The organism is Cellulomonas composti, from assembly GCF_007990245.1.
Classification (GTDB): domain Bacteria; phylum Actinomycetota; class Actinomycetes; order Actinomycetales; family Cellulomonadaceae; genus Cellulomonas; species Cellulomonas composti.
On the sequence record NZ_BJWG01000001.1, the window covers coordinates 1 to 12,742 of the forward strand.

The following is a 12,742-nucleotide window of genomic DNA, read 5'->3' on the forward strand; positions in this document are numbered from 1 at the left end:
CCTCCCGTCGACCGGTTCCCGGCCGAGCGGCTGCGCGCAGACCGGCTGCCCGTCGAGCGGCTGCCCGTCGAGCGGCTGCCCGTCGAGCGGCTGCGCGTCGATCGGCTGCCCGCCGACTGGCTTCTCGTCGAGCGACTTCCCGCAGACCGGTTGCGCGCAGACCGGCTGCGCGCCGACCGGCTTCCCGCCGAGCGGCTTCCCGCCGAGCGGCTTCCCGTCGGCCGGCTGCGCGTCGACCGGCTGCGCGCCGAGCCGCTGCGCGTCGAGCGGCTGCGCGCCGAGCGGCTTCCCCGCCCACCGGCTGCCCCGCCCACCCGTGTCCGCCACGAGTTCCCGCCACCAGCTTCCGTGCGAAGAATTGGCCACGAATCATGGCCGATTCTTAGCACCAGCCCCATTTGTGCGTGGTTCTTCGGCGCGCAGTTGTGGCTCGTGAGGGGCTCGTCGGCATCAGCTCCGGGCCAGAATCTTGCAGTTGAGTGGGTCGGCGCAGGCGGACTGGGTGGGCGTCGTCGTTGTGGCGGGTTGGTCGGTGTTCGCGACGGATGAGACGATGGCCGCTGCAGCGGCGAGGAGAGCACACAGATGAACAGCGACGAGCGCCCGGGGCGCGACTCCGGTAGATCCGAAGATTCCTACGGGGGCGGCAGGTCCGCCGGCGGCGGTCGCTCGGGAGGCAACGACCGCTCGAACGGCGGCTCCGGTGCGTCGTCGTCGGGTCGTTCCGGCGGTGGTCGTCCGGCGAGCTCCGGCAGCACGAGCTCTCACCAGTCCGGCGGTCGCTCAGGCGGTACGTACGGCGGTGCCGGTCGGTCCAGCACGGGCGGATCGTCGGGACGGTACGGCGGACCTGACTCGCGCTCGTCTTCCCGAGGTACCGACAGCGATCAACGCTCGGGCGGTTACTCGAGCGGCTGGCCCTCCGGGTCCGGCGGTGGCTCGTACTCGCGCGGCGGCTCTTCGTCCAGCGGAGGCTCTTCGTCTGGCGGTGGTTACTCGTCGGGTAGCGGGCGTTCTTCGGGCGGTGGCTTCTCGTCGTCCGGTGGTCGTTCTTCGGGCGGTGGCTACTCGTCGTCCGGTGGTCGTTCTTCGGGCGGCGGCTACGCCTCGGGTGGCGGTGCATCTCGAGGGGGCGCTCCCTCCGGCGGTAGTCGTTCGTCGGGCGGCGAGCGGTCCTCTGCCGGTGGTGGTTCTCGTCCCGACGGCGCGCGCAGCGGTGGGTACGGGCAACGCGGCTCGGGGTCCTCGCCCTCGCGTTCGGGCGATGCACGATCCGGATACTCACAGGGTTCGCGCTCGGGTGGGTACTCGGGTGGTTCGCGTTCGGGTGGTGCCGGTGAGGGTTCGCGCTCGGGTGGCTCTCGGGCGGGCGGTTCTGATCAGGGTTCGCGCTCGGGTGGGTACTCGGGTGGTTCGCGTTCGGGTGGTGCCGGTGAGGGTTCTCGGTCCGGTGGGTACTCGGGTGGCTCGCGCTCGGGTGGTTCCGGGGCGGGTTCGCGCTCCGGTGGGTCTCCGCAGGGGTCTGGGCGCGGCGGCTACGAGCGTTCGGGTCAGGGCGGTTCCGGTTCGCGGCAGAGCGGCGACAGTCGCGGCGGGTATCCGACGCGCGCCGGCGGTGGTGGACGTGACGCTTCGGGCCCTCGCGGAGCTGGTGGGTACGGTGACCGACCCCGCGGCGGTGCGGGGGACAGCGGACGCCCGAGCGGCGCGGGACGCTCGTCGAGCGGTGAGCGTTCGTCCGGTGGGTACTCGTCCGGTGGGTACTCGTCTGGTGGGCCGCGCTCGTCAGGAGGTCAGTACTCGTCGCGCCCGCGTGGGGATGCGCCGCGGCAGGGCGATGGGCGTCCGTACGACGACCGGCGTCAGGGCGCGCGTCCTGACGGGGCGGGCAGCGGTGGGCAGTCGCGCAGCGGTACGTCGACCGGGCGGGAGTACCGCGGGGGAGCGGGACGCCCCCCGCACGAGCGTCAGCCGTCGGGTCATCCGCCCTACGAGCGTCACGACAGCTCCGACCGGCGGCCCACGCGGCCGCCGCAGGACCAGCGCGTCGTCGGCCCGGAGATTCCTGAGGACGTGTCGTTCAGCGATCTCGATCGCGCGGCGCGGGGGCCCCTGCGGACGTTGAGCAAGGAGAACGCCACGCAGGTCGGACGGCACCTGGTGATGGTCGGGCGACTGCTCGACTCCGACCCCGAGCTCGCCTACCTGCACGCGCACGCGGCGGTGACCCGCGCCGGTCGCGTCGACGTGGTGCGCGAGGCGGCGGGCCTCGCGGCCTACCGGACCGGTCGCTACGCCGAGGCGCTGCGCGAGCTGCGCACGGTGCGACGGCTCAACGGCTCGTCGGAGCACCTGGCCGTGATGGCCGACTGCGAGCGAGGGCTCGGTCGTCCGGAGCGAGCGGTCTCCCTCGCGCAGGAGCCCGAGGCGAACACCCTGACGCCCGCAGCGCGCCTGGAGCTGGCGATGGTGGTCAGCGGTGCGCGGCTCGACCTCGACCAGCCCGAGGCGGCGTTGGCCGTCCTCGACACCGCCGAGGTCCGGGCGGCCAAGGGTGAGGAGGCCGCGCGTGTCGCCGAGGCGCGCGCCGCGGCACTCACCGCCCTCGGACGAGCGGACGAAGCGGCGGCCGAGCTCGCGCGGCACGGCATCGTCGAGCACGACGACGACGCGCAGGACGACTTCGACGACGACATCGTCGTGTTCGATCTCGAGGACGACGACGACGAGTCCGACGACGAGTCCGACGACGGCGCGCAGGACGGGTCCGACGACCGCGGCGGCGATGACTTTGACGAGGACGGCTCTGACGAGGACGACGACTCGATCGTCGGTCACTCCGACGGGGACTCGGTCGACGGGGGTGCCGACGCTGTCGAGGCTCAGGGTCGGGCCGAGGACGCCGTGGGCGTGGATGAGGCGGGCGATGTCGACGCGGGGGATGAGGAGTGAGCGGCGGGCTGATCGGGTCGCAGGAGCCGCTCGCTGAGCGGTATGACCTCGCGCTCGTCGACCTCGACGGTGTCGCCTACCGGGGGCACGAGCCGATCGCCGGCGCGTCCGACGGGCTGACGGCGGCACGGGCGCGCGGGATGCGGCTGGTCTTCGTGACCAACAACGCGTCGCGGGAGCCGCAGTCGGTCGCCGACCAGCTCACGAGCCTGGACATCCCGACGACCGCCGACGAGGTCATGACGGCGGCGCAGGCGTGCGCGCAGCTGCTGCGCACCCGACTTCCCGAAGGTGCGCGCGTGCTCGTCGTCGGGGGAGCGGGCCTGGTCACGGCGGTACGGCTGGCGGGTTACGAGGTCGTCGAGTCGGCGGACGACGAGCCCGCCGCCGTCGCGCAAGGGTTTGCCCCGGACCTGGGGTGGGCTCAGCTTGCCGAGGCCGCGTACGCCGTCGAGCGGGGGGCGTGGCACGTCGCGTCGAACCTGGATCTCAGCCTGCCGACGGCCCGGGGCTTCGCGCCGGGCAACGGCTCGCTCGTCGGAGCCGTGCGGGCCGCAACCGGCGTGGAGCCGGACAGCGCCGGCAAGCCGTCGCCGACGATGTATCACATGGCGGTCGAGCGAGCCGGTGCGCGTGAGGCGCTCGTCGTGGGGGACCGTCTCGACACGGACCTCGCGGGTGCGCGGGCGGGCGGCTTCGCCGGTCTGCACGTCCTGACGGGCGTGAGCTCCGCGCGCGACGACGTGCTCGCGCATCCTGGTGAGCGCCCGCACTTCATCGGAGCGGACCTTGGCTCTCTGCTCGTCGTGCACCCGGAGCCGAGCGCTGCGGGCGACGGCTGGTGGCGGTGCGGGTCCGCGACGGCGCGCGTCGCCGGCGGTGTGCTCGAGCTCGGGCGCGGCGCGGCCGACTCGCGCGACGGTCGGCTCGACCAGGTGCGCGCGGCGTGCGCGGCCGCGTGGGACGCGGTCGACGCCGGGCAGGACCTCGACGCGACGACCGTGCCCGAGCTGGACGTGGAGCGCTAGCACCGGGCGAGGTCGTTCGTGGGCGTCGCCTGTGGAAGGTGTCGCGCGGCGTGTCGGGCGGTGCGGGTAGCGTGGGCGCGGCGCTCATGTGGGGCGCTCGTGGACGGACCGGACGAGGACCCGGCGGGTCACGCCGGATGGAGGGGACGCAGGTGAGCGAGACGCAGGACGGCGTGCCGTCCGACGACGTGCCGGTCGACGACGTGCCGGTCGACGAGGTCTCGGTCGACGAGGTGTCGATCGATGACGTGCCGGTCGTCGACGAGGCCGTGCGGGAGGCGTTGCGCCTGCTCGACGGGCTGCCGGAGCGGCCGCTCGCCGAGCACGTCGCGGTGCTCGACGCGGTGCACGGCGCCTTGCAGGACCGCCTCGCCGAGGCACAGGGCTGACGGTGCACGCGCGACTCGACGCCGAGCTGGTGCGTCAGGGCCTCGCCCGGTCGCGCCGCCATGCCGGTGAGCTCATCGCGCAGGGGCGCGTCACGGTCGACGGGAGCGTCGCACTGCGCAGTGCCACGCCGGTCGGGGCCGAGAGCTCCGTGAGCGTCACCGGCGACGACGACCCCGGGTACGCGTCTCGTGCTGGGCACAAGCTCGCCGGGGCGCTCGACGCGCTTCCGGTACCGGTCGGTGGGCGGGTCTGCCTGGATGCCGGCGCGAGCACGGGCGGCTTCACCGACGTGCTGCTCCGGCGCGGAGCGGCCCACGTGTGCGCGGTGGACGTCGGGCACGGCCAGATCGTCGAACGGCTGCGCTCGGACGCCCGGGTGGACGTCCGTGAAGGCGTCAACGTGCGTGACCTCGTCCCGGGCGCCGTCGACCCGGTGCCCGAGCTTGTCGTCGCGGACCTGTCGTTCATCTCGTTGGGGCTCGTGCTGCCGGCGCTCGTCGCCGTCGCGGCGGACCGCGCCGACCTCCTGGTGATGGTGAAGCCGCAGTTCGAGGTCGGCCGGGAGCGGCTCGGTTCGGGAGGCGTCGTGCGCGACCCTGAGCTGCGGGCAGAGTCGGTCGTCGGAGTCGCGACGTGTGCGGCGGACCTGGGCCTTGAGGTGCGCGGCGTGGTCACCTCCGCGCTGCCGGGGCCGAGCGGGAACGTCGAGTTCTTCCTCTGGTTGCGGCGCTCCGGTCAGGTCGGCACAGGACTGGAGCCCGACGAGGTACGCGCAGCGGTGCTCTCGCAGGACGCTGTGCTCGCACAGGACGTTGTGCTCGCCCAGGACGCGGTGCTCGCCCAGCGCGCGCGGGTCGAGGCGCGCGAGAATCCGGCGGTCGCGTCATGACCCGACGCGCGCTGGTCGTGACCCACCGCAGGCGTTCGGAGGCCCTCGAGGCGACCGACGAAGCGGTCAAGGGTCTGCGGGCAGCCGGGATCGAGCCGGTCCTGACCACCGACGAGACCACGGCGGCCGAGCTGCCCACCTTCGACCTCGCAGTCGTGCTCGGCGGCGACGGGACGATCCTGCGTGCGGCCGAGCTGACGCGCGGCACCGGGGTGCCGTTGCTGGGCATCAACCTGGGGCACGTCGGTTTCCTCGCCGAGAGCGAGCGGGACGACGTGCGTGAGTCGGTGCGACGCCTCACGGCCGGCGAGTTCGAGGTCGAGGAGCGCGGCACGCTCGAGGTGCGGCTGCTGCTGCCGGGAGGACACGTCGAGCACGACTGGGCGCTCAACGAGGCCGCGCTCGAGAAGGCCGACCGCTCCCGCATCCTCGAGGTCGCCGTCGAGATCGACGGACACCCGCTGTCGAGCTTCGGCTGCGACGGCGTGGTCGCGGCGACAGCGACCGGGTCGACCGCTCACGCGTTCTCCGCCGGGGGGCCGGTGGTGTGGCCGGACGTGGACGGGATGATCGTGGTCCCGCTGTCGGCGCACGCGCTGTTCGCGCGTCCCCTGGTCCTCGGACCGCGCAGCCGGCTCGCGCTCGAGGTGCTGGACCGTTCGCCCGCGCCGGGGCTCGTGACGTGCGACGGCCGGCGTCGGCACGAGGTCCCGCCGGGCACCCGGGTCGAGGTCACCCGTAGCGACCTCCCTGTGCAGCTGGCGCGGCTCACTCCCGCACCGTTCACGACGCGGCTCGTCCAGAAGTTTGCGCTGCCGGTCGACGGCTGGCGCGGTCGGCCACCGCGTGCCAAGGATCGGGAGCGGCCGTGATCGAGGAGCTGCGGATCGCCGACCTTGGGGTGATCGGTGCGGCGCGGGTCGAGCTCGGACCCGGGCTGACGGTGCTCACGGGCGAGACCGGGGCCGGCAAGACGATGGTGCTCACCGCGCTGAACCTGCTCCTGGGCGGGAAGGCTGATCCGGCGACCGTGCGCACCGGCTCGACGGGTGCTTCCGTCGACGGGCGCGTGCTGCTCGCCCCCGACCACCCGGCGGTGGTTCGCGCGCTCGACGCCGGTGGTGAGCTCGACGACGACGGCAGCCTGGTGCTGGCGCGCACCGTCGGAGCCGGCACGGACGGCGGCAGCGGGCGCTCGCGCGCGTTCGTCGGGGGCAGGTCGGTGCCGCAGGCGGTCCTCGCCGAGCTCGCGGAGCAGCTGGTCACCGTCCACGGACAGGCCGACCAGGCGCGGTTGCGCTCGGCCGCGCACCAACGCGCGGCACTCGACGAGTTCGCCGGGCCTGCGCACCAGGAGACGCTCGAGCGGTACCGCGACGCGTGGACGCGCCGTGCACGGGTGCGCGGTGAGCTGGACGAGCTCGTCGCGCGCGCCCAGGACCGGGCGCGTGAGGCGGAGCTGCTGCGCCTCGGGCTGGCCGAGGTCGAGCGCGTCGACCCGCAGCCCGGTGAGGACGTCGACCTCGCCGCCGAGAGCCAGCGCCTCGCGCACGTCGAGGACCTGCGGGTCGCCGCAGCTGGTGCCCACACCGCGCTCGCGGCCGAGCCCGACGAGGTCGGCGGTGCGACGAACGCGACCGCGCTCGTCGAGCACGCTCGTCGGGCGCTCGAGGGTGCGGGTGCGCACGACGCGGTGCTGGGGGCGCTCGCCGGACGGGTCGCCGAGGCGGGCTACCTGCTGGCGGACGTGGCGGCCGAGCTCTCGGCGTACGTCGACGACCTGCAGGCCGACCCCCGCCGGCTCGAGGTCGTCCACCAGCGGCGTGCCGAGCTGGCGACCCTCACCCGCAGCTACGGCCCCGACGTCGCGGCCGTGCTGGCGTGGGCGCAGGACGCGGGGGACCGGCTGCTCGCGCTCGACGGCCGCGACCAGCGCATCGACGAGCTCCGCGTCGAGCGCGGCGAGCTCGACGCCCAGGTGCACGCGCTGGCCGACGAGATCGCGGCGACGCGTCGGGAGGCGGCCGAACGACTCGCCGCCGCGGTGGAGGCCGAGCTCGGGGGCCTGGCGATGCCCGGGGCGCGGGTCGAGATCGTCGTCGAGCGGCTCGCGGAACCGGGCCCGTCCGGCGGCGACGACGTGGAGATGCTCCTTGTGCCGCATGCGGGAGCTCCGGCTCGTCCGCTGGCCAAGGGTGCCTCCGGTGGTGAGCTGTCGCGCGTCATGCTCGCCCTCGAGGTGTCGCTCGCGACGGCGCCCGGTGCGCGAGCGCTGCGGCCCGGCACGTTCGTCTTCGACGAGGTCGACGCGGGGGTCGGTGGACGGGCGGCGGTCGAGGTCGGGCGCCGGCTGGCCGAGCTCGCGACCGACGCGCAGGTGATCGTCGTCACGCACCTCGCCCAGGTCGCGGCGTTCGCGCACCGCCATCTCGTCGTGACGAAGTCGCACGCAGACGGGTCTGACCTGGTCACGGCCTCGGACGTGCGTGCGGTCGAGGGTGAGGACCGGGTACGCGAGCTCGCGCGGATGCTCTCGGGCCAGGACGACTCCGCAGCGGCGCGCACGCATGCCGCGGAGCTCCTCGCACAGTCTGGCGTGGGACGATGAGCGACGATGAGACCAACCCTGCGCCGTCGCGCCGTCGCGCCCGAACCCGGGCTCGCCGGCCCCGCCCGTGTCGACCGCCGCACGAAGTCGCTGACGAAGCGGCTCCGCGCCGGTGACATCGCTGTCATCGACCACGAGGACATCGACCGTGTGTCGGCCGAAGCCCTCGTGGCGTGCCAGCCCTCGGTCGTGCTCAACGCGGCCCGGTCGACCTCGGGTCGCTACCCGAACCTCGGCCCCGAGATCCTGCTGAACGCCGGCATCCCGCTGATCGACGACCTCGGTCCCGACGTCATGACCATCGCCGAGGGCCACGGCCTGCGCGTGCTGGACGGCGCGGTCTACGACGGCGAGCGTCTCGTCGCCGAGGGCGTCGAGCAGACCGACGCGAGCGTCGCGCTCGCGATGGAGGAGGCCCGCGCCGGCCTGTCCGTCCAGCTCGAGTCGTTCGCCGCCAACACCATGGACTACCTGCGCCGGGAGCGTGACCTGCTCCTGGACGGGGTGGGCGTGCCGGACATCGACACCGTCATCGACGGCCGTCAGGTGCTGATCGTCGTGCGCGGGTACCACTACAAGGAGGACCTGGTCACGCTGCGCCCGTACATCCGCGAGTACCGACCCGTCCTGATCGGGGTCGACGGCGGTGCGGACGCGATCCTGGACGCCGGCTGGCGGCCCGACCTGATCGTCGGCGACATGGACTCGGTCTCGGACCGCGCGCTCACGTGCGGCGCGGAGGTCGTGGTGCACGCCTACCGGGACGGTCGCGCTCCGGGCCTGGCTCGCGTCGAACAGCTCGGCGTCAAGCATGTGGTCTTCCCGGCGACGGGCACGAGCGAGGACGTCGCGATGCTGCTGGCCGACGACAAGGGCGCGGAGCTCATCGTCGCGGTCGGCACTCACGCCACGCTCGTCGAGTTCCTCGACAAGGGGCGCTCCGGGATGGCGAGCACGTTCCTCACGCGCCTGCGGGTCGGTAGCAAGCTGATCGACGCGAAGGGCGTCTCGCGGCTCTACCGGCAGCGCATCTCGAACCTGCAGCTCACGCTGCTCGTCCTGGCCGGGCTGCTCGCGCTCGGCGTCGCACTCGCGTCGACGGCCGCCGGCCAGACGTTCTTCGGACTGCTCGGCGCGCGCGTCGACGACTTCACCTCCTGGGTGTCCGGCATCTTCGGGGGTGGCGCGTGAGCCGCTCGACCGACATCAGCTCGGCTGTGACGAACCCAGCGGTGACCAGCCCAGCCGTGACCAGCTCAGCCACTGTGGGAGACAGCACCTCGTGATCGACTTCCGGTACCACCTCGTCTCGCTGATCTCGGTGTTCCTGGCGCTCGCCGTCGGCATCGCGCTCGGCGCAGGGCCGCTCAAGGAGACGATCGGCGACACCCTCACGGGTCAGGTCGAGCAGCTGCGCACCGAGAAGGACGACCTCCGGACCGAGCTCGACCGCACGTCGGCCGACCTCGACGACGCGAACTCGTACATCGACGCGGCCGGCCCGCAGCTGCTGGACGGCGCGCTCGCCGACCGCCGGGTCGCGGTCGTCGCGCTCGGCGACGTGCCGGAGGACGAGCGCACGGCGATCGACGCGCGGCTCGACCAGTCCGGCGCGACGGTGACCGCGCACGTGACGCTCACCGACGCGTGGTTCGACTCCGACCTGCGCTCCTACCGGCAGGCCCTCGCGAGCCTCCTCGCGGAGAACCTGGACCCAGTGCCGGCCGACGGCGCCACCCTCGACGCACAGCTCGCGCAGGCGCTCGTGCAGGGCCTCGCCGGCGCGGACCCCGCCGCCCCGGACGCCCTGACGGCGGACGCGGCGAACATCCTGGCGATCCTGTCCCAGGGCGACAACCCGATGATCGCGCTGGCCGACCCGGTCACGACGGGTGCGGACGCGATCGTCGTGCTCGCGGTCCCGGTGTCCACCGACGGCGACGACACGAGTCCGACCCCCCAGCCCGAGCAGAGCAGCATCGACGCGCAGATCGCCGTCGTGCAGGCGGCCCAGGGCCTCACCGAGGGTGCGGTCCTGGTCGACGGGCCGCGCGGTGCCGGCTCGCTGGTCGACGCCGTGCTCGACGACGACTCGCTCGCCGCGGCACTGACCACGGTCTCGGGTGCCGACGAGGTCGCCGGCCAGGTGAACGGGCCGCTCGCGCTCGCCGCGCGCATCGGCGGGACGAACGGCCACTACGGCTTCGGCGACGGCGAGACCCCGGTGCCGCCGGCGGTCCAGCTCGAGCCGGTCGACCGCACGCCCGTCGTCGAGCCGGAGCTGCCCGAGGGCGAGCCGACGCCCGCTCCGTCGGGTGAGCCCACCGCGGCGGCCACCGAGGGGACGCAGGGATGAGCGCCGGGCGCCGGATCGGGGCCGCAGTGGCGGCACGGTCCGTGACCGCGCTCATGCGGGCTGCGCTCGAGGATCATCCGCCCGGCGGGCAGCAGCGCTGGCTGCGGACGAACCACCGCTGTGAGGACGTCAGCATGCTCGAGGGCCCCGCGGTCGCGGTCGGCCTCGTGGTGGGCGCGCTCGTCGCCTCACCCGACCGGCGGGCGGCCCTCGCCACGACGATCGCGACGTCCGCCGGCGGTGTCTTCGGCGTGATCGACGACCTCGCGGAGGACACCGAGGACAAGCGCAAGGGGCTGCGCGGGCACCTCGGTGCTCTCGCGCACGGCCGGCTCACCACGGGTGGGCTCAAGGTTCTGGGCATCGGGGTCGGCGCGCTCGTGGCGGCCGCGGTCGCCACGCCCGCTCACCGGACCGACGGCTCACGCCGCTCGGCGGTCGGGTGGGGCCTCGACGTCGCGACCTCGGGGGCGCTGATCGCGACGAGCGCCAACCTCGTCAACCTGCTCGACCTGCGGCCCGGGCGCGCGCTCAAGGCGGCGACGATCGCCGCCGCACCCGTCTCGTTCCTGCCTGGTCGCGGCGGGTCCGCCGCCTCGGCCGTGCTGGGCGCCAGCGCCGCCGCGGCGGACCAGGACCTCGCGGAGACGGACATGCTGGGCGACGGCGGCGCGAACGCGCTCGGCGCGGCGCTGGGCACCTCTCTCGTGCTGAGCGCGCCGCGACCCGTACGGCTCGGTGCGCTGGCGATCACCACGGCGCTGACGGTCGCGAGCGAACGCGTGAGCTTCACGCGCGTGATCGAGTCGACGCCGGTGCTGCGTGACCTCGACCGGTGGGGCCGACGACGCCTGCCCCCGCCTTCCCCGCGCCCGTGAGCGCGTCCCGGCGGCCGCTCACCGGGCTCGCCGGCGCGGCGGCGATGATCGCCGGCATCACGGTGCTGTCGCGCGTCCTCGGCTTCGTGCGGCTGCTGCTGCTGGCCGCCGCGGTGGGCAGCGTGGCGATCGCCGACGCCTACAACTCGGCGAACGTGCTCCCGAACGTGCTCTTCGAGATTGCTGCGGGCGGGGCGCTCGCCGGCGCGGTGGTGCCGCTGCTCGCCGGGCCGATCGCGCGCGGGAGCCGCGCGGAGATCGACCGGACCGCGTCCGGTGCGCTGGGCTGGACGCTGCTCGTCCTCGTGCCGCTCGCCGCGCTGCTGGCCGCCTGCTCCGGGCTCATCGCGCGCTGGCTCGGGCACGGCGACCCGGCGCTGGTCGACGCCGTGCGGTTCTTCGTGCTCGTGTTCTCGCTGCAGGTGCCGATGTACGGCGTCGCGGTGCTGCTGTACGCCGTCCTGCAGTCGCATCGCCGGTTCTTCTGGCCGGCGTTCGCGCCGGTGCTGTTCTCGCTCGTCCTCATCGCGACCTACCTCGTGTACGGCGCGATGGCCGACGGCGAACGCTCCGACCCCTCCGCGCTTCCGCACGGGGCGCTGTCGGTGCTCGCATGGGGCACGACGCTCGGTGTCGCCGCGATGTGCCTGCCGATGTTCTGGCCGGTCCGTGCGCTCGGCGTGCGGCTGCGCCCGACGCTGCACTTCCCGCCCGGCGTGGCGACGAGGCTGCGCACGCTCGCGCTGGCCGGGGTCGGTTCGGTCGCGGCGCAGCAGATCGCACTGGTCGTCGTGCTGGCGGCCTCGTCGTGGGCGGTGGCGGGGAAGGGCACCTACACCGCCTTCATGTTCACCCAGCAGGTCTACCTGCTGCCGTACGCGGTGCTCGTCGTGCCGCTGGCCACCTCGACGTTCCCGCGACTCGCGCAGCGCGCCTCCCGCGGCGACCGCGCCGGGTTCGCCTCGATGGCGGCCGTCACGACGCGCGGCGTCGTCGTCGCTGCGGCGTGCGGCGTCGCGGCCGTCGTCGCCGCTGCCGTGGCCATCGGCACGATCTTCGCGGCCATCGCGCACGACCCCGGTCTTGCGCCGCGCATGGCCGACGGCCTCGTGTGGATGATGCCGGGTCTGATCGGCTTCGCGGCGCTGTTCCACGGCTCGCGGTCGTTGTACGCGCTCGAGCGGGGTCGTGCGGCCGTGATCGCCAACGTCGTCGGCTGGGGCGTGTTCGCGGTGTTCGTCGTCGTCCTGGTGCCCGCCCAGGTGCCCGGGGACGACGCGGTCACCTCGATCGCGGCGGCCAGCAGCATCGGCATGCTCGTCGGTGGCACGACCGCCCTCGTCGCGCTGCGCCGCGCGGCGGGTCCGGGTGCGCTGGCGGGTCTCGCGCGCACGGGCGCCGTGCTGACCGTCGCGACCGTCGCGGGCTCGGTCGTCGGCAGGTGGGTGGGCGACGTCGTCCAGGACGTCGCCGGCGGCAGTGCGATGACGGGAGTCGGGGCGGCTCTCGGGGCGGGCGTCGTCGCGGCGGGGACGGTGCTGGGCGCGGTGGCGCTGTTCGACCGGGGGACCGTCACGGGGATCCTGCGGGCCGAACGCGAGCGCGTGCTCGACGGTGGCTCCCGTCCGGTAGGGTGAAAGC

Annotated in this window: 11 protein-coding genes; all 11 read left to right on the top strand. The window is 74.2% G+C overall.

The window, feature by feature from the left end; all coding sequences use genetic code 11:
* The coding region (locus tag CCO02nite_RS16305; protein WP_186812526.1) for a histone H1-like repetitive region-containing protein at positions 1-386 on the top strand (386 nt) is incomplete at its 5' end.
* A gap of 1,735 nt (positions 387-2,121) precedes the next feature.
* Positions 2,122-2,952: a hypothetical protein gene (locus CCO02nite_RS00010; RefSeq protein ID WP_246117224.1), complete on the top strand. Its 831-nt coding sequence runs from the start codon at positions 2,122-2,124 to the stop codon at positions 2,950-2,952.
* Complete coding sequence (locus CCO02nite_RS00015) at positions 2,949-3,980, top strand: HAD-IIA family hydrolase (RefSeq protein WP_146840932.1); 1,032 nt, start codon at positions 2,949-2,951, stop codon at positions 3,978-3,980. The genes CCO02nite_RS00010 and CCO02nite_RS00015 overlap by 4 nt, the downstream gene beginning before the upstream one ends.
* Before the next feature lie 152 nt (positions 3,981-4,132).
* Complete coding sequence (locus CCO02nite_RS00020; protein ID WP_146840933.1) at positions 4,133-4,369, top strand: hypothetical protein; 237 nt, start codon at positions 4,133-4,135, stop codon at positions 4,367-4,369.
* 2 nt (positions 4,370-4,371) lie between these two features.
* On the top strand, positions 4,372-5,259 hold the full coding sequence (locus CCO02nite_RS00025) for a TlyA family RNA methyltransferase (RefSeq protein ID WP_222593102.1): 888 nt from the start codon (positions 4,372-4,374) through the stop codon (positions 5,257-5,259).
* Complete coding sequence (locus CCO02nite_RS00030) at positions 5,256-6,131, top strand: NAD kinase (protein ID WP_146840935.1); 876 nt, start codon at positions 5,256-5,258, stop codon at positions 6,129-6,131. The genes CCO02nite_RS00025 and CCO02nite_RS00030 overlap by 4 nt, the downstream gene beginning before the upstream one ends.
* Positions 6,128-7,867, top strand: coding sequence for a DNA repair protein RecN (gene recN / locus CCO02nite_RS00035; RefSeq protein ID WP_146840936.1), 1,740 nt, complete (start codon positions 6,128-6,130; stop codon positions 7,865-7,867). The genes CCO02nite_RS00030 and recN overlap by 4 nt, the downstream gene beginning before the upstream one ends.
* A 6-nt stretch (positions 7,868-7,873) precedes the next feature.
* Entirely contained in the window at positions 7,874-9,058 is a 1,185-nt protein-coding gene (gene steA / locus CCO02nite_RS00040; protein ID WP_146840937.1) for a putative cytokinetic ring protein SteA, read from the top strand.
* Positions 9,059-9,149: 91 nt separating this feature from the next.
* Positions 9,150-10,223 carry a copper transporter gene (locus tag CCO02nite_RS00045; protein ID WP_146840938.1) on the top strand — a complete coding sequence of 358 codons (1,074 nt, stop codon included), beginning with the start codon at positions 9,150-9,152 and terminating at the stop codon, positions 10,221-10,223.
* Positions 10,220-11,101, top strand: a complete 882-nt coding sequence (locus CCO02nite_RS00050) for a hypothetical protein (RefSeq protein WP_146840939.1) — start codon at positions 10,220-10,222, stop codon at positions 11,099-11,101. Before CCO02nite_RS00045 ends, CCO02nite_RS00050 begins: the two co-directional genes overlap by 4 nt.
* Positions 11,098-12,738, top strand: coding sequence for a murein biosynthesis integral membrane protein MurJ (gene murJ / locus CCO02nite_RS00055; RefSeq protein WP_246117225.1), 1,641 nt, complete (start codon positions 11,098-11,100; stop codon positions 12,736-12,738). Before CCO02nite_RS00050 ends, murJ begins: the two co-directional genes overlap by 4 nt.
* Positions 12,739-12,742: the final 4 nt, after the last annotated feature.